At 62.3% G+C, this 17552-nt stretch carries 12 protein-coding genes, 1 tRNA gene and 3 pseudogenes; 6 read left to right on the top strand and 10 right to left on the bottom strand.

Translation table 11 applies throughout. The features are described 5' to 3' along the window. The first annotated feature begins 19 nt into the window (after positions 1-19). Positions 20-1254 (top strand): annotated as a pseudogene (locus G6N59_RS21150) (IS256 family transposase). A 544-nt stretch (positions 1255-1798) separates the two neighbouring features. Further along, positions 1799-1996: pseudogene (locus G6N59_RS31915) on the top strand (hypothetical protein); the annotation flags it as partial. 167 nt (positions 1997-2163) lie between these two features. Here the strand turns inward: G6N59_RS31915 and G6N59_RS31640 are convergent. Continuing rightward, positions 2164-2289 carry a hypothetical protein gene (locus G6N59_RS31640; protein WP_268815776.1) on the bottom strand — a complete coding sequence of 42 codons (126 nt, stop codon included), beginning with the start codon at positions 2287-2289 and terminating at the stop codon, positions 2164-2166. A 390-nt stretch (positions 2290-2679) separates the two neighbouring features. On the opposite strand from G6N59_RS31640, the gene G6N59_RS21145 reads away from it, so the two are divergent. Further along, entirely contained in the window at positions 2680-2859 is a 180-nt protein-coding gene (locus tag G6N59_RS21145) for a hypothetical protein (RefSeq protein WP_163911559.1), read from the top strand. A gap of 266 nt (positions 2860-3125) precedes the next feature. Beyond that, the gene (locus tag G6N59_RS21140; protein ID WP_138228788.1) at positions 3126-4679 is read left to right on the top strand and encodes a hypothetical protein; all 1554 of its coding nucleotides are present in this window, start codon (positions 3126-3128) and stop codon (positions 4677-4679) included. Between the two features lie 698 nt (positions 4680-5377). Here G6N59_RS21140 and G6N59_RS21135 read toward each other — a convergent pair. Next, entirely contained in the window at positions 5378-5863 is a 486-nt protein-coding gene (locus tag G6N59_RS21135) for a MarR family winged helix-turn-helix transcriptional regulator (RefSeq protein ID WP_170212346.1), read from the bottom strand. Positions 5864-6633: 770 nt separating this feature from the next. Beyond that, positions 6634-6807 carry a hypothetical protein gene (locus tag G6N59_RS31205; RefSeq protein WP_234884078.1) on the bottom strand — a complete coding sequence of 58 codons (174 nt, stop codon included), beginning with the start codon at positions 6805-6807 and terminating at the stop codon, positions 6634-6636. A gap of 79 nt (positions 6808-6886) precedes the next feature. On the opposite strand from G6N59_RS31205, the gene G6N59_RS21125 reads away from it, so the two are divergent. Then, a complete protein-coding gene (locus G6N59_RS21125) occupies positions 6887-7111 on the top strand; it encodes a hypothetical protein (RefSeq protein ID WP_163910726.1) in 225 nt (74 codons plus the stop codon). A gap of 971 nt (positions 7112-8082) precedes the next feature. Beyond that, positions 8083-8288 (top strand): annotated as a pseudogene (locus tag G6N59_RS32035) (ATP-binding protein); the annotation flags it as partial. A 333-nt stretch (positions 8289-8621) separates the two neighbouring features. Here G6N59_RS32035 and G6N59_RS21115 read toward each other — a convergent pair. The 7 genes from G6N59_RS21115 to G6N59_RS21085 all read right to left on the bottom strand — a co-directional run bounded on the left by G6N59_RS21115 (position 8622) and on the right by G6N59_RS21085 (position 17535). Then, positions 8622-10208 carry a hypothetical protein gene (locus G6N59_RS21115; RefSeq protein ID WP_163911557.1) on the bottom strand — a complete coding sequence of 529 codons (1587 nt, stop codon included), beginning with the start codon at positions 10206-10208 and terminating at the stop codon, positions 8622-8624. Positions 10209-10571: 363 nt separating this feature from the next. Continuing rightward, positions 10572-11201, bottom strand: coding sequence for a cutinase family protein (locus G6N59_RS21110; RefSeq protein WP_138228787.1), 630 nt, complete (start codon positions 11199-11201; stop codon positions 10572-10574). Between the two features lie 595 nt (positions 11202-11796). Beyond that, a complete protein-coding gene (locus G6N59_RS21105; RefSeq protein WP_138228786.1) occupies positions 11797-12348 on the bottom strand; it encodes a hypothetical protein in 552 nt (183 codons plus the stop codon). A gap of 11 nt (positions 12349-12359) precedes the next feature. Continuing rightward, the gene (locus tag G6N59_RS21100; protein WP_138228785.1) at positions 12360-13328 is read right to left on the bottom strand and encodes a hypothetical protein; all 969 of its coding nucleotides are present in this window, start codon (positions 13326-13328) and stop codon (positions 12360-12362) included. Positions 13329-13366: 38 nt separating this feature from the next. After that, positions 13367-16024: a hypothetical protein gene (locus tag G6N59_RS21095; RefSeq protein WP_138228784.1), complete on the bottom strand. Its 2658-nt coding sequence runs from the start codon at positions 16022-16024 to the stop codon at positions 13367-13369. 788 nt (positions 16025-16812) lie between these two features. Continuing rightward, positions 16813-17274 carry a cupin domain-containing protein gene (locus G6N59_RS21090; RefSeq protein WP_234884083.1) on the bottom strand — a complete coding sequence of 154 codons (462 nt, stop codon included), beginning with the start codon at positions 17272-17274 and terminating at the stop codon, positions 16813-16815. A 187-nt stretch (positions 17275-17461) separates the two neighbouring features. After that, positions 17462-17535: transfer RNA gene (locus G6N59_RS21085), tRNA-Leu, on the bottom strand. Between the last annotated feature and the right edge of the window lie 17 nt (positions 17536-17552).

Genomic DNA, 17552 nt, shown 5'->3' with positions numbered 1-17552 from the left:
GAGCAAAGGAATCGACGCGATGACCACTGCCCACAATATCGATCTGCCCACTGTGCTGGCCGAACGACTCACCACTGCCCATCCCGACGTGCTGCGCGAGCTGCTGGCCACGTTCATCCACACCTGATGGGCGCCGAAGCCGACGCCCTATGCGGTGCCGGCTACGGCGAACGCTCGGCTGAGCGCACCAATTCCCGCAACGGCTACCGACACCGTCAATTCGACACCCGTGCAGGGACTTTGGATCTTGCGATCCCGAAGCTGCGGCAAGGATCCTACTTCCCGGACTGGCTGCTGGAGCGCCGTAAACGCGCCGAGCGGGCCCTGACCACGGTGGTGGCGACGTGTTACCTGCTTGGTGTCTCGACGCGGCGGATGGACAAGCTGGTCGAGACCCTGGGCATCACGTCGTTGTCGAAGTCGCAGGTGTCGGTGATGGCCAAGGAACTCGACGCCGCCGTGGAGGCGTTCCGGACCCGGCCGCTCGATGCCGGCCCGTATACGTTCGTCGCTGCGGACGCTCTGGTGCTCAAGGTGCGTGAAGCCGGCCGGGTGGTCAACGTGCACGCCCTGATCGCCGTCGGGGTCAACGCCGAGGGCTACCGCGAGATCCTGGGAATCGATGTCACGACCGCTGAGGACGGGGCGGGCTGGTTGACGTTCTGGCGGTCGTTGACCGCCCGCGGCCTGTCCGGGGTCAAACTGGTCACCAGCGACGCCCACGCCGGGCTGGTCGCCGCCATCGGGGCCACCCTGCCCGGAGCGGCGTGGCAGCGCTGCAGAACCCACTACACGACCAACCTGATGTCCGTCACTCCCAAGAGTTCGTGGCCCTGGGTGCGCACCCTGCTGCACTCGGTGTTCGACCAACCTGACGCTGAATCCGTTGCTGCTCAATATGATCGGATCATCGACGCATTGTCCGACAAGCTGCCCAATGTCGCCGATCACCTCGAAGCGGCGCGGCCGGATCTGCTGGCGTTCACCGCGTTCCCCAAGCAGATCTGGCGCCAGATCTGGAGCAACAATCCCCAGGAACGACTCAACAAGGAGATCCGCCGGCGCACCGACGTCGTGGGCATCTTCCCCGACCGCGCGGCCCTGATCCGTCTCGTCGGAGCAGTGCTGGCCGAACAACACGACGAATGGGCCGAGTCGCGGCGCTACCTCGGCCTCGACGTTCTGAGCAAATCACGCACCGTCAACGACACCCCAACCGAACAGGAGGCTACCCCCGCGGCACTGCCCGCCTGACCCAACTACCTCGAAGAATCACACGACGACGTCATACACCACGTCCCTGGACTTGACCCCAATGACCGCAATTCCAAACCGGTCTCGGGTGGTGCTTCGGCCATTGGTATGTCTCCGATCGTCGACCTCTCACCTCAACATTAGTGCGGCGGCGGTCGTCCCTGCGAGCCGCGCACTGATCCGGTTGTGCGCGAACCACGCGCGACTACGAGCGGCCACCCGACAGTGCAAGCAGTCCGGTAAGCGTGCTCGTGCGCGTCGTTGACCGCTATCCCTTTCAGCAGACGGGGACCAGCGGCCAATTCTCCGCAGGTGCAATGCGCCTGCCAGCGCACACCCACCGGCATGACCGAGGCCATCCCCGTACCCGACGTCGAGAGGCTGGTCACGACCGAGGTTGGCTCGGTCATGCGCGCGCGCCGATCGCGGTACCTGCGCTGATCACTGCGGCTGTGGCGGAATGACGAACCCGATTGCCACCGTCGCGGTTTCGGCATGACATTGCGATCACTTCCTGTCTCCGCCGTTGGGCGGGCGAGTTGACTGCACCGCAGGCGTACTTGCGATCACCCAGCGCGCGCCTGCATTCGCCGCGCTGTTCGCGTGGAAGCTCGCGCGTCCACCCGTCTGACTGCTCCTGGTGTTCGGGCTGACGTCACGCGGCATTCGGCTGCTCCGCGAACAGTCGGCCACCGCGCCGATCGAACACCCAAAAATGTTGTGGCCCTGCATCTTCGAGTAGAGGTCCACAACCTGCTCAGCTACTCGGTTCCGGCGTGACGGCCGCCGGCGCCACCAGCCGCAACGCGGCTGGACGAGCCCTCACTGTTCCCGCCGGCCTTGACCGCCTTCGACTTGCTCGCAGTACCGGACTTCGAGCCACCGGACTTGGTATCACCGGACTTGGTATCACCGGACTTGGTGTCGCACCTGCGGCAGCGCCGGCACGTGCAGATTCTGGCCCGGCGCGACCGGAGCGACGGCGATGACACTGGCACCCACCAGGGCCACACCCGCAGCGACATCCGGCCTCATCGTTTGCTGCATTACCGTACCTCTCGATTGTGTCAGCGATCCCAGCCCGCGTCCGTCGCCAAATTAACCCACGAGTAAGTTACAAAGCAACAGTTTTCCGCGGTTAACAGCTACTTCCAGAACGGGGACATCCCTCACACATCAACTGAACAGCCCAGTTCATAGCTCACAAATGGGACAGTCAAGCGCCCGACGCCAGGCTCGTAGCAAACCGAGAACGCACGGTGCCCGAATGGTCCACATATTGCCTGGGACCTGCGGCGGCTACCGGTGGAGCCCCCTGCGAGCAGGCACTTGCCCACGTGGAGCCACTTCGCCAGGAGTTTGCCGATCTGTTTTCAAACAAGACGGCCACACCAAACGAGGCGAAGCCGGGATGACACCACCGGGATGACACCGGGGCGGCCACCGCTACCACCGAACGCGGCACTGCGCGTACATGCCGCCGCCCGCGATGCCCACCGCCTCACCGAGAAGCGCCTGCGCCACGAGCCACTCACCCGCCGCCACGACGGCGCCTTCGCTTCCGACCGGTCGCAAATCAAGATGGGCAAGAAGAACGCCCATTGAGCGCCGTCAACTGTTGTCGCACATTTAGTTAAGTACATTTAGTTAAACCCATTTAATTAAGCGGATTTAGGTAAACAGACTTAATCAAGCATATTAGAAAATTGGTTTGCTGAGAACTGTTCCAGAAATCGATAACCAGCAATGATGTATCTCGATCCCGATTGCGATCGACAGGGTCCCACGACGGATATAAAAATACTTGCGGAATTCGACTTCCGCTCAGGTAACCTCCCCGGTGTCACGACCGTCAATTAAGGAGAGATGGCATGCAGGTTGCCGTTCGACCACGCATCAATATGGGTATTGCGCTGGCGGGTGCCGGTGCGATAGCGCTCGCCCCGATCGCCCAACCGATGCCCGCCATCGCCGAACTACAAGCGCGAGCGGTGTCCTCGGCGAAGGTTGCGCTCACCGCGGCGGTGAACCCGATCGACCAGTGGGGGCAGATCATCCGAGACGCTCTCGCCAACGGCGGTGCGCTCGTCCATACCTATATGCAAAACCCCGCGCCGATCCTGCATCAGCTGATCATCAACGCCCTCGGCTACGGCGGGCAGACGTTCGCGGCACTGCAAGCCTCGTTCGGCAATCTCGTCGACCAATTGCGGTTGGACAACCCCTACGGTTTCCCGGTCGGGGTTCAACAAGGCATCAGTCAGATTCTGGCGGGCCAGATCTACAACGGCTACAACACATTGTTCGGTGCCGGGCTCGGACTCATCATCGGCCCGGTCTTCCCGCTGCTCGGCCTGCTTCAAATTCCAGTCACCATGGTGCAGAACGTCGCGAACGTCGTTGCCCAGGTCCCGAACATTCTGCTCGGCGTGGGCTTGGGAGCCATCGGAACGATGAACGGCGTCATGCAAGCGACGGCATTTCAAGTACAGGCCGTCGTCGACGCCCTGAAGACCGGGGACCTGGTTGGAGCGGTCGGCGCGGTCGTCGCCACTCCGGGCGCGGTCGTCAACTCGCTGCTGAACGGGTTTGCGCTCAGCGGCGCACCCGGCATCCTCAGCCCAGGCGGAATCATCGACACGGTGATACAAGCCCTCAACTCAATCGCCCACGCGATCGCTCCCACGACGCCTGCGCCCGTCGCGGCGAAGGTGGCCGATGCCGGACCGGCTGTTCTGCCGTCGGCCGCATTGTCGGCTGCGACGGTCACGCTGGGCGCCGAGAAGGTGACGGCGCCTGATACCGCGAAGGTCGCGGCGACGAAGACCGCCCCGGCAGAACCCGCCGCGGCGGCGCCAGCCGCCACGGGACCAGCCGCAGGGGCGCCCGCCGCGGCTTCGCCTGAGACGCCTTCCACCGCAACCGAACCGAAGCCGGAATCGGGCACGACCTCGGGTGGCACCACCACGCCAAACGGTGGCAGCAGCGCGCCAACCGGTGGCACCGGCACGGCCGGTGAGCCCACCAAGCCCAGCGGATCGACCGACAGCGGGACGGGCTCGGGCAGCACCACCACGCCGAAGGGTGGCACCGACACAGCAGGCGGCACCGGCACCACCGGCACAACCGCCGGCACCAAGACCGGGACGACCGGTGAGCCCACCAAGCCCACCAAGCCCAGCGGATCGACCGGCAGCGAAACGGGCTCGGGTAGCACCACCACGCCAAACGGTGGCACCAGCACCACCGGCGGCACCAAGACCGGTACACCCGGCAAGACCGGTGAGCCCACCAAGCCCACCAAGCCCGCCAAGCCCAGCGGATCGACCGGGAGTGGGACGGGCTCGGGCAGCTCCGGCTCCGGCTCCGGTAGCGGTAGCGGTGCCTCCGCATCCGGAGGTGGCGCTTCCCACGCCGCCGCGTAGCCACACCCTTTCAAGACCAGTGGGCCCCGCTCATCAGCGGGGCCCACTGTCGTCTGGCGTCGCGAGGGGTCGCCAGACATGCAGCGGCCCCCGAGCCTTGATTCCGGGTGTGGACGGCCCAACCGGCTCGGGGGCCGGGGGCGGTCGGGAATTACCCAGCGCACGAAGGTGATTCACGTGCACACAGAGCAACGAACACACCCGGGACTACCTAAGCTGACCGCCACCCCACATGCCCATGAGTCAATCAGTCTCTCGGACCACCGCATTCCTTGAGCGCGAGCGACCCGCACTCCCGAAGTCTGGGGCCGATATCGACCTTTCTCTCCCCGCTCAACCGGGGCGCAGGATCGCGGCGTCTAGCGGTCAGTGTGACGCTTGACAGCAACCAGATACCCGGTGCACCAACGAGTTCAGCGCCATGGATCGGACTCCCCTGGCATTGCACGCCAGGTCCGCGCGCCTCGTCGAATACGGCGACGACCGTGGCGCCACACCAGCTGAACCTTCGTGGAAGTTCACGCCCTTGAGCAACATGCGGTCCATGAGGGAATCGCTGACGCGATCGATCAACGCCCAACTCAACTGCGCCTCATCAGCGCACCCATCGACGTCATACCCAACGACTCGGCTGCGACGATAGCAATCGCCGCCGTGCCAACCGCGCGGTTCGCAGTTCTGGAGATCGCCGATGACTCCTACTGGGCGTAGGGATCCAATTCACGCATCCGCTTCAGATGAGCTTGGTGTATTTCGTTCGTACGGGTGAGGAACCCGACGATCAGGGCAATCTCCGCCGCGTTGTAACAGCTCAACAACATCTTGCCGCCCTGATCCAGCAGCGGGGAGACGAGTTCCGAGACACGGCGAGCAGCCAGATCCGTGGCCAACACGACGACTCGGCGGTGATCGGTCGGATGTAGTGATCGACTGACGTATCTCAGCTTTTCCAGGCGGTTGAGCACGATCGTGGTGCCGGCGGCAGTGAGGCCGAGCCGCTCGGCCAGAAGTCCCGGCGTCGTTGCCTTCTCGCCTGTAAGGAGAATGTGTAACAGGGCACGTAGATCGGTGTGATTGACGCCCAGCATCCTCATCAATTCGTGCGCCAATTCGTCCACGGATCCATGAAAAGATTCCAGTCTTCTCTTCAGGTCTGCGGCGATCCGAGAGAGTTCGGTTGCCATCGGACGAAAAGACCTCCCCCAAGGTTTTCCTTTGTGACTCGGCCTGAGCATACCGCTGGTCGGGTGGATTCCGTAGCGATTATTGACGCTTTCGCTAGGACCTTCGACGGCCAACTTTGCCACCGCCTAGGCCGGCAACACATGTGGGTCATAGAACTCCACTCTTCAATACCGCTCAGAAGGGTTCGGCCGCAGCGTTGCACCCAACACTCGTGGGGACGGCCCCGAGACAAGTTGCGCTTGGCAGCGAACCGCGCCAAGCCGCGTGTTGACATGCCGGCAACCGGGGCTGGCGTACACAATCACCTCATCGGGGAGCACCGTCTTGCGTGAAACCCGAGTGATTGGCGTTTGATGAGCGCGCGGAGCTGGGGTGCTTGCGCCAAGAAAGAATGCCGCATTGCGCAGTATCCATGGCACCGTTCGCGTCGCGATTCCCCCAAATTCATGGACAGGTATTTGCGCCCATTTTGATATGCATACACCGCCTCCCGCGCGGTGGACGATCCCGCGGATTGGGGTTCATTGACAAACAGAGCCACAAGGTGGAATAAGTGAATCAGGGAGAGGCTATTCGCCATTCGAGATGGCGACTGAAAAATAGCAATGACCCTCGATTAGGCTGATTACTCAGACCAATCGAGGGCCATTCACTGCAGCACTTATCTAAGGTCACGCGCTAAATATGACATCGACCCGATCAGCGCTGTTCATATGTGCAGCCGGCTGTTTGTTGTGCGCCATCCAGCCGGCCTACCCGACCTCCGGGGTTAGGTGACGGTCGTGGTGGTGAGCGTCGGAGAAGGATTCGGGTAGCACGCGGTTGCAGCGTTGCCGAGCCCTGACAACGTAGTGGTAAAGGTCATGCCGGGATCGGTGTAACTGGTGCCGGCATACTTGCTGGTAACTGAGCCGGCAGCGTTGGCCGTCACGTTGATGGTCACCGCAGGCGGAGTGTACGACGAGCCACCGGAAATTGGGCCAGGAACGGTGAGCACGACATTACTGCCCACCAGGGCCGTCGTGCCTGAGACAGATCCACCGGATGCGCTAGAGGAGACATATGTCGAGTTGGCCGGAACCGGGATGAGCATTTTCATATTGCTGATACTGGTGACCGTAACGCCGGGGATTGGGTTCAGCGGAACCGTCGATGAACCCGGTGCAATGGTAATAGCCACGGGAGAGCCCGCGGTTACCGAACCCGGCGCAGTGGTGGTCACCGAGGTTGTCATGCTCGATGTCTGAGGGATGCCAAAAACCGTAGCCTGACAACTCCAATTCACCGAGACGGCTGCATGTGCCGACCCGGCGAAACAAAGTGCAGCAGCAAGCGCCATCGGAGTAATGGCGCCGGCACGACGCAACGTGGACGCATTCGATCGCATTGTTATCTCCAAGAGGTGAAGGTAGCGACGTGGTCCGAGTGCCGCGCCGCGGTACTGCGAAGAAAAGATAACCTGCCGCCAATGAATTTCCGTGCACATTTTGATCACGCTTCGATAGCCGTGTCGCATTCCTTATTCGCTATTCGCTATTCGGCATTGAGAATTAATGAAAGAAAGTTATTACCAGAAAGGTATTGAATGCAGAATTTCATAGCGCCCATCGAGCGCCTACGTGTCCACAACCTCTCCGGGAACTACAGCTGCTGCCCGGTCGGAGCTTTACCTCGCCGGCGGACTTCAACACCCGACTCGACTGGCTGGCCGGCTCGGTGGCCAACGTGTGCCGCCATGCCAGCACCCGAGTGATCCCGGCCGAGGCCCCGGTCACCGATCGCGTGATGATGGCCAGCCTGCCGCCGGTGGCGCCGACGATCGGAACCCACGGTGAGCACCCGGTTGGGCCGCGACCACTACGTGGCGATGGCCCCGAGTTCCTATTTGGCGCATCCCGAGGCGATCGGTTGAATGATCACCGCGACCGCGGGCCTGGACCGCGTCCGCGCCCACCGTGGTGACCGCCCGGTAGAAAATCATGAACGGCTCTGGGGTGCAAGAGGATTAGTCTCTGATCCAGAAGCTCGTCCGTGCAGCATCGGTGTTGTGGCAACAGTATCTACACCTTCGGACATCTCCGGAACGTCACCTCGCGGTCGATGTTCAAGTCGCTGATCTGAGCGCCTACGACAGCGTGTTCGGAACCGGACAGGTCACCTGATGGCCACCACCAAACGCACTTCGATTCCAGGTGAAGTCGACAAGCTCATCGCTCACCAATCCCGCAACGTCGTCCTGCTCGGTCCACCTGGCATAGGAAAACGCATCTGGCGACGGCGTTGGCGATCGCCGCTGCCCAAGTCGGGCACCGTATCGCGTTCGCGCCGGCGACCGGGTGGATCAGCCGCCTGGCCGAAGCGCACGGCATCGGCCGATTACAAGCCGAACTGCGCAAGATCTCGGCTCAGTCATCGACAGTGATCACTCTCCAATCAGAAGGGTGCTCACTTTTCGACCGGAATCACCTGCCCACTTTTCAACCGGAACTGACAGTAGTCCGAGAAACTGATTGACCCATGGACATGTGAGGTGTCAGCCGGCTTAGTAGCGCCGGGCGTGTTCGTTGCTCTGCGCGCAAGTGAATCACCCACGCGCGCTGGCGAATTCCCCACAGCCACCCGGCCCCCGAGCCTTTCGGTCTGTCTGAACCAGGAACCAAAGCTCGGGGGCCGCTGCATGTCTGGCGACCCCTCGCGACACCAGACGACAGTGGGCCCCGCTCATGAGCGGGGCCCACTGGTCTTGGCAGGGTGTGACTACGCGGCAGCGTGGGAAGCGCCACCTCCGGATGCTGATGTACCGCTACCGCTGCCGGATGCGCCGCTGCTGCTGCCGGAGCCTGTCTGGCTCCCGGTCGATCCGCTGGGCTTGGCGGGCTTGGCGGGCTTGGTGGGTGTACCGGTCTTGGTGCCGCCGGTGGTGCTGGTGAGACCGTTTGGTGTGGTGGTGCTGCCCGAGCCCGTTTCGCTGCCGGTCGATCCGCTGGGCTTGGTGGGCTTGGTGGGCTCACCGGTCGTGCCGGGTGTACTGGTCTTGGTGCCGCCGGTGGTGCCGGTGGTGCCGGTGCCGCCTGTTGTGTCGGTGCCACCCTTCGGCGTGGTGGTGCTGCCCGAGCCCGTCTGGCTCCCGGTCGATCCGCTGGGCTTGGTGGGCTCACCGGCCGTGCCGGATGTACCGGTCGTGGTGCCACCTGTCGTGCCGGTGCCACCGGTTGGCGCGGTAGTGCCACCGGAGGTCGTGCCCGAGTCCGGCTTCGTTTCGGTTGCAGGGGAATGCGTCTCAGGCGAAGTCGCGGCAGGTTCTGCCGGGGTGGGTGCCCCTGCGGCTGGCGCCGTCGCGGCGGGTTCTGCCGGGGCGGTCTTCGTCGCCGCCACCTTCGCGGTATCAGGCGTCGTCACCTTCTCGGCGCCCAGCGTGACCGCCGCACCCGACAAGACGGCCGACGGCAGAGCAGCCGGTCCAACATCGGCCACCTTCGCCGCGACGGGCGCGAGGGACGCGGCCGCCGCCGCGGCCGGCGCCGGTGCGCCCAGCGCTTGCGCGATGGCGTCGCGAATGCGGATGGCCACCATGGCGACAACACCCGGGACTCCGGGGCCGCTCGCGGTCAGAATCCCCGCGGCCAACAACGATGGATTCCCGTTGAGGAAGGCGTTGGTGAGCACGGCCGGGGCGTTGACGATCGCGTTCAGCGCCGCCCCGAGGTTGCCGGCGTGCACCCCGTTGTATACCGCTTGCGCGGTATCCCCAAACGCGCTCTCGACGGAGAAAGCCGTGGAGAGCAAAGAAAAGCCCACCTGGACAAGAAGGGTGGGGGCTAGTTTGACGACGTTGGTGATGTTCTGCGCAATCTTGCCGGGGATGTCCAGTACCCCACTTCCAAGCAGTGCGAAGCCGGGGTTTATCACCAGCCCCAGCACGGCTCCATATACCGTGGCTATGCCACTGTCGATGTGGCCGGCGGCCATTTGTTGAGCCGCCTGCTGGAAAGCCGGTGGCAGTCCCTGCAGGGCCGTGACGAAGCTGTTGCCGGCGGCGCCCAGCGCCGTGGCGGTGGTGTTCGCGTAGCCGAGCTGGTTGGTGAGGATCTGTTTCAGGATGGGAGCGGGGTCGGCCCACACCTGCTGGCCGAGGGCCGAAATGTTGCTGAACGATGCCGTGAGAACCTGCACCCATGCGCTGATGGGATCGACCTGCGCGGTCAACGTGGTCGCGATGCTCGACACCGGGATCGCCGGCAGGTGCACCTGCTGCGGTGCCACCACTATCGGTGACAGCGCGATGGCACTCGCTCCGATCAGTGCCACACCGCTGGTCATACCGGTCCGGACAAACGCTTGCATAACTCCCCCTCAGTAATCAGTAACGTGAACTCGCAAATTAATGCACACTGATCGCCGTGTGGGGCGAATTCCGCCGGAATTTTTGAAAATTCTTGCGCTGCCCTTTTCGTTATTTGATATTGAAATTTAATGGCAGAAAGTTAACCATCTGAGGTAATTAATTACATAAAGCTATTAGCGCAAAGATGTTTGGCATGCCGAATATGAATCGCTCTGGAAACCCTCGGCCCCTGACTTTGGAATCGCCCACGCGAAACAAGCCCACCGGCCGTCGCTATAGCGCCGAGGAGAAGGCAGCTGCGGTGCGGATGGTCTGGCCGCTTTCAAACGCGGTCGTCCGTGAGTCGTTCGAGTATCTCCGACCTAGAGTCGGCTGGCCGCGAAATCGGCTGCCTCCGTGACCTTTCCGGACTGCACATAGGAACCGTGGGCGCCGACGTCGAAACCGCCGCCGACCCAGCAGATCGGGTCGCCCGGGGCGCACTGATCGATGGCATTGGCCGCGTACTGCGATGCCAGCTCGGGCAGCGGTCCACCGGCGAGCATGCCCGCGAAACCGGTGCGGGGCGCCCCGAACAGCGCGGTGGCGGCCACGTGGCTGGCGAGCTGCGGTGCCGCGTTGGTGGCTCCTTCGATGACCGCCGCACCCTGCGAGTAGCCGCCGAGCACCATCTTCGTCTTCGGACAATTCGCCGCGGTGGACTCGATCACGGCCCGCGCTGCATCGACGCCGGCCGGCGTGCTGACGGCGAAATCGTTGCTCGCCGGGTAGTCGACGGGCGTCGCCTCGACGGAGCGCGGCGCGATCCGGGCGGTCAGGTCGTCGACGAAGGGGCTGCCGACACTGCCCAGGCCTGGCCCCTCGCTGGTGCCGCGCGCGAACACCACCTGGACATCGGGGCACGGTGCTGCGGTTGCCGGTGCAGATGCGATGGTCGGGATGACGGGGGCCAAGGCGGTGAGGGCCGAGATCAACGCGAGCTTTCGGGTCATACCGACCGATCGTAGGACGGTGACACCGCTCCGCGTCGGGTTTGGTCCGTCATCACAGTGGTTCGGAGGTGATCTCCAGCCAGGCTTGGAACTCCTTTTGCTTACGACGTCGTTGCGCCCGCCTGGCATGCGACCGTTCGATGGCCAGTCGCAGACCCGTCAATCTGGCCGAGGCGCCGGTCCGGTAATCCCTTGGCGCCAAACGCGTTCGATGAGGTTTAGATATCAGAGGTACCGCTCGTTGGTCCGACAGCCGTGTGGGGCGGATGCGGAGCAGACGCGACACCATCGCGCACCCGGCTGCACCCAGCATCACCAGGAGCAGCGCCAGCATTGCAAATTGTGCGTACATCATGACTGCGCCTTCCCTCCGTGCTTCCTTGGCCTGATTGACGCCTCTTACGATCGCCGCGCTGACGACGCAGGACCATCGCCCGAAGATCGATCTTTAGTCCCAGGTGGATCGAGTTCTAGCGGAGACGCCGCGACGGAGGCGGCAACGTCATCACACCTTCGTGGCACCCACGTCGACGGCCAGCCGCGTGGCCGTCACGGTCACCGTGCGGATTTTCGACCGCTGACGACAAATCGACGTCTAAGACACGGCGTCGCTGAGATCGCTCCTCTTCAACGTCGTGATCTCGCGGTCCCGGCCCGCGTTGTCGAGCGACCGGAACAGCGACTGGTCGAATGTCGGTGACAGTAATTGCTGAACGACGATGTAAGTCAGGTCGCAGAGTCGGCCGCGCACGTCTTGCTCGATGTAGTCGGGCCCGACATCGGGCAGAGAGGCGCGGTCGTCGAGGAGCAGATTGAGGCGGTCCTTTACGCCTCGTAGCGATTCACGAATGGTCGACGGACTTTCGGTCGCCAACAACGTCCACAGCACCTGCAGTCGCTGCTGGCGTCCGTTAGCCTTCGCGCTCGAGACGCCGGTGAACAGGGCCCGAATCGCCCGAGAATCGAACTCGCACAGGATGAGTCGCGCGTTGCGCACTTCGAGCGCGGCATCGGCGTCGAGCGAACTCACCAGGCCGTCCGCATTAGCTGGATCCTTGATGAGATCGCTGACGATCGGGGACTGCGTGACATCTTCAGTCTCGGGCGTCTTCAACAGCTCCGCGAGAAGCTTTGGGTCAACGGCCACCGGTGATCACCTCAATACAGTCCGACATATCCGGAGCCGTCCTCGGCGTTGAACTTCTTCACCAACGTCTTCATCCCGTCGAGGGTCGTGGGATCGAGACCCCGGAGGAGCACCTGCCTGAGGAAGACCAGCGGAAAGACCTCCCACGCGAGGAAGTTGGCGAGGATGAATTTGCACTTGGACTGCTCTGCATCCCGCTGCCTCGCGAGAGCATCCAAGAAGTGCACGCGGCTGGAACACGCCGCCATGATGAGCAGTTTGCACTTGAGTTTCGTCTTGTCGAGATCGGTCGAACCGACGGACACCGCCGACAAGAATTCATCTTTCGGGCCGTCGATAACATCCCATCGACTGGGGCCGGTCCCGTGGATCGCCGCGTAGTAGTGCCTACCTTGCAACGGTGTGTCGCCCCGGGAAGTCGTCTTCTTCGCCAGGCCGCCCTGGCACGAATCGAACGCCCGCCACGCTCCGCTGGTGAAGCAACCGGCGCCCGGCGGAACGTTGTTGGCATTTTCCGCGGCCTTCACCAACGCCCTGGGCAGAAACGTCGACTTGCCGTTGGGTAAGTCATACTCGGTCGGCAGTATCGAGTGATGCATGATGTCCTCGAGACAGTGCGCTTTGACCGCGTCGTAGCCCATCCGGTAGTGCACGCCCCACGGGTTGACCGGGTAGTTCTTCTTATCGGGCAGCGTCGGAGTGTTGGCCGGACCGCACGACGGGCCCTGCCCGTAGCGCGAATGCCCGTTGTACATCACGATGGCGTCAGCGGTGTCGAGAGCAGCCGCGAAATCCGCAAACTCAAACTTGATGTGAATCTCGTACGCGACAGCCGAGCCGGTGGCATTTTTCGGGTAGGTGAACGTGTCACTCGAACCGGCCTTCACACCGCAGTATTGCGCGACAAAGGGTTTCACGTCCTTGGTCCACGAGTAGTCACGGATCTCGACTCCGAACACGATGATGACTTGCTGCGTCACCGAACCCTCACCGGTGCTCTGCTGGCGGCCATACCCAGTTACGCGACGGTGTCGGTCGGGGGATTGAACACAACATCGATATCGGTGCCCGATGTCGGCGTGTACTCGAACCACTCGCCGATCAAGGTGCCTTTGGCACCTGCCTGAACCACCGGGAAGGGTCCGGTATGGGAGTGCTTCAAGCCGACCACGGTGATGGATGCCGGGCTCTTTGTCACTGCCGTAATCGTCTGCGTCTCTTGTGTACTCAAGCCGGTACTGGGGTCTATGTGCGAGTCCCACGTGTCGATGATCAAACTGGCCCCAGCCACGAAATCCGTTGCGTCATCCACCGGAATCTCGACCGGAGCTGAGGAGGGTCCCTGAATGTTCGTCCGGCACGTCGTGCCGGTCTGGGGGGTGCCGTCGTCAACGAGTCCGCCGCCGTCGGGATTCGCGGCTGGTATGCCCGGGTAGTTGGTGTCGTCGTAGGCGGCGATCTGCTGGGCGATGGTCATGTACGGGTGATTCAGCGCCGGCAGTTGAGGATCATTGTTGGGTGGCACCACGCCGGTGTAGACGAAGTAGGCCCACGCGGCCTCCCAGCCTTTTCGGACCGTCAGCACAACCCGGGCGCTGCCGGCTCGAAGGAAGGCTTGACGTGTCTTGTCATCGTGCTGAAGGTTCCGGATGAAGTTCCAACAGCCTGGGTAGTCCCAGAAATACGAATATGTGAAGTAGGTGACGTTTTCCCATTCGATCGCTTCGTTGATAAAGCTGATCATCTGCTGCTCACCGCCGATAGCGGCCCATTGGGTCGGTGTCAACGTGGACTGATTATCGGCGAAATCGATGCCGTACGGGTACTCCGCGACCCCGTCGCCTGCCGCAACCGCGGCGGCCAGGAAAGCCTTCTGGACTGACGGAGGCATGAACGCGAAGTTGATCTGCGGCCCGAGGAGCCACTTCAGTACGCAGCGCATGATTTCGTCGTTCTCTTCTCGCCGCAAGGTCAGCGTGTCGACGTTGGCGATCGAGTTCTGGATGGCGGTGATCTGGGCGCTCAAGCCCGCTTGTTGTGTGTAGTACTGCTGTTGCGCGGCGTTGTAGAGAGCCGTCCACACGGCGGCCTGCCACTGCGCCATGGCGGCTGCGGTTGGCTTGCAGATCACCCTGAAATAGAGGATGACGTCGCCTTCCTGACTGGAACTGTCCCAGAACGACACCAGCGTTTGGGCACCGGTCTGGTGGTACAGGTAGTGGCCGCCCGCGCAGATGTCCTTGCCCTGGTTGGCAGAGGTCAGCGTCGGACCGCCCACAAGCGTGAACGGATAGCCGCCGGCTTTGGTGTCGCCTTGCCAATGAGTGAAGTAGATGTTTTCGATCCAATATCCGTCGGGCACGTTGAACGGGGCGGGAAATTGTTTGTCGGTAACTGAATTGGTGACCGGCCCAATGTCGATGAGATGATTGTCCGGCGATGGCGGAGCCGGCACGTCCGCGGAGTATTTGTCCGCGAGGCTCAGGTAGTTCGCCGGGGTTATCGATGCGTGCGTGTGCGGAAAAACGAACGCTTGACCCAGCTGCTTTTGATAAAAGTCGATCCACGCATAGGGCCATCGCAGCATAGCGCCGGGCTCGGGCACGGTGATGTCGTAAGTCATCCGCAGGCCGTACCGGTACAGAGCGACATACCATTTGCGCATCATGCTGTAGTAGTCGATGCGCATGGGCTCGGTGTCGCTCGGATTCTCGATCCGCCGGGAAGTCGCGTTCGACGTCCCCACAGTTGTGGTGGTCGAGATGGTGGTCTTATGTGATTGCCGCACGCGCGACGACGCCAGCCGCGTGGTCTGAACCGACGCCTGGCGGCTCTGCGCCGCCGACGCAGAATTGCTGTCCTGCGTGCCGAACGACGTTGTCGTCGAACCGCTTACGAAGCCTATGCCGCCGCTTGCCGATGCGGTGACGTTGAACTGGTTACTGTGCGCGACCTGGGATGTCGTGGCTTGCGTCATCTGTGTGTTCTCGGTGACGCCGGTTTCGCTGAAATTATCCAACGAGTCGGTCACGATGCTGGTGAATTCTTGAGTGGTGACCGACCATTCCTTTTGCACGACAAAAGTGCGCTCTTTGGGCGCCAGAGGAATGGTGCTGATCAGCCCTCCTCGTTCGATACCAGCCGGAGTCATCTCGAGACGCTCGAGGTTGAGCATCCCGACTTCGGAGGTCTGCAGGTTGCTGGCGAGCGCCTGGGATGCCACGTTGGCCGCGTTCAGCGCGATCAACGCCGCGCCGAGCTCGGGGCTGGTACCCGCGGGGTCAGCAGCACGCAGGCGGTCGACGGTCTGTTGCCGGAGAGCTTTCAGAGTGTCACTGAACGCCGTCAGATGAGTTGGCGCAACATCCGCGAAGGCGCTGACCGCGGGCAGACTCGATGCCATCGGTGTGCCTTCGAACTGCTGCAAAAGGCTCCAGAAGGGCTCGGTTGGTGCGGGCCCCGCCTTGGCGGCGTCTACGGTCCGATGGGCCCCCTGCACGGCTTGCACATCGCCAGGCTGTAACTGCAGCGAAGCAACAAAATTCGCCTTCGTTGCTGCTCTGGTTGAGTCTTTGGCTGCGCCGCCGGCGACCGCCAGGGGAACATACGTCGCCCGATTGATCGACGTTGTCGAGTTCTGAAGAAGACCCGTGATGAAACTGCTCGCGTTAGGCATAACGACTCCCCCATATTGAACGGGCTGTCCACGAGCCGTCGGTTGTCGGCCGCAGATGAATGACGTGTCGAAAAGACCTACATTTTTAGAACAGAGAAGGACAGAAGTGCCGGCAACAACCTATTCGACAAGCGACGTCTGCGTGTCCGATTTCGCAAAACTGCGCTGCGATGCAGAGAATAACCGACTTCACAGTAAATAGACGGCTTGTCAAATGTCCTTCCCCAGCAGATATGCAGAAATGTTCGCGCCATTAACTCTCCGCGGAAAGCAGCTTGAACGTCACGGTCAGCGGCGATCGCTGACCGCCAATAATCGACGCGCTGAACCGCCGGCTCCCGGCGCCCGATGACGAAGGCCATCCGGATGACGCAAGCTCTCCGGCAGCAGCCAATTAGCCCGCGCGAGCATGGCCCACAAACAGCCGCCAACCGAGACCGCTGCGCCCTGATCACCCGCGGCGGTAACCACAACACCAGGGTCCTTGCAGCCACCGCCGCCGCTGTGCCCCCCGTTGGACTCGAATCGACACTTGGCGGATTTCAAGTCTCAATTGGAGCGTTTATCGTTATGCCAGAACAGCTCTGGATGATCGCCTACCGGCACAAATGTTCGCAGCATGTCCCATCGCAATCCCAGCCGTGTCGCATGAGTTCTGACATTCTCATGACACCGAGATCCGATTTACCGGAAGCGAAAGGCGCCCGCGAGACTGACCACGACGTTGTCGGGCGACCTCAAGGCCCAACAACACGGATAACCGCTGCTCTCGCTGTGTTGATACGCGGTTAGCGCGGGGGGCCGAGAATGATCTGTCCGAACTTATCCGCTCCCTCGACCAAACGTTCGGGCGAGATTTCGAAGCCCTCCGGGCGCGGCATTGCTCTGTCGCGACCCGCGTGACGGAACATGCCTTCGATTCCTGCCGGCGTGTTGATCATGAGCAGATCCGCCTTCTTGGAAGTGATGCGGTATGCGTGCGGAATGTTCTTGGGCAAGAAGACGATTCCGCCCTCCGACAGCTCCATCTCCTGATCGTCCAACCACAGCAACGCAGTCCCCTTGATCAGCATGAACACCTCATCCTCACGCGTGTGCTTGTGGTACGGAGGCGCTTCACCTTCGCTGACATCGAAGCGCCCGACCATCAACTGGCCATCCGTGGCCTTGCCGTCAAGCAAGATCGCCAGCGTGCCCCCGTCGAGCCATTCCAGCTGTTGCTGCTGATCAGGTTGCGCCAGATATGCCATGCTCACGAGTCATCCCCCATATCGTTGTCAGTTGGGCGACTTCAGCCTCACAGGGTCGAGAAACTTCCCGAAGCGGCGGACTTCTTGCGGATCTCCCGATCGTCAATCTATCGCTTTTCGAGGCCGGAGAACTCGGATCTCGAAGCTGATACCGCTCGCAGAAACGTCTCTACCTGTACGTTCTCAGTGCCCCCAGTCGGACTCGAACCGACACTTGGCGGATTTTAAGTCCGCTGCCTCTGCCAATTGGGCTATGGGGGCTTGGTGATCAAGCGGCT

This window comes from Mycolicibacterium aubagnense (assembly GCF_010730955.1).
Lineage (GTDB): Bacteria > Actinomycetota > Actinomycetes > Mycobacteriales > Mycobacteriaceae > Mycobacterium > Mycobacterium aubagnense.
This window is presented reverse-complemented; position numbering and strand designations above follow the sequence as displayed.

Coding starts and splice junctions, on each gene's coding strand:
- G6N59_RS31640 (WP_268815776.1), bottom strand. CDS start 2,289: ATGAGGCCGGATGTCGCTGCGGGTGTGGCCCTGGTGGGTGCCAGTGTC.
- G6N59_RS21140 (WP_138228788.1), top strand. CDS start 3,126: ATGCAGGTTGCCGTTCGACCACGCATCAATATGGGTATTGCGCTGGCG.
- G6N59_RS21145 (WP_163911559.1), top strand. CDS start 2,680: ATGACACCGGGGCGGCCACCGCTACCACCGAACGCGGCACTGCGCGTA.
- G6N59_RS21115 (WP_163911557.1), bottom strand. CDS start 10,208: ATGCAAGCGTTTGTCCGGACCGGTATGACCAGCGGTGTGGCACTGATC.
- G6N59_RS21135 (WP_170212346.1), bottom strand. CDS start 5,863: ATGGCAACCGAACTCTCTCGGATCGCCGCAGACCTGAAGAGAAGACTG.
- G6N59_RS21090 (WP_234884083.1), bottom strand. CDS start 17,274: ATGGCATATCTGGCGCAACCTGATCAGCAGCAACAGCTGGAATGGCTC.
- G6N59_RS21095 (WP_138228784.1), bottom strand. CDS start 16,024: ATGCCTAACGCGAGCAGTTTCATCACGGGTCTTCTTCAGAACTCGACA.
- G6N59_RS21110 (WP_138228787.1), bottom strand. CDS start 11,201: ATGACCCGAAAGCTCGCGTTGATCTCGGCCCTCACCGCCTTGGCCCCC.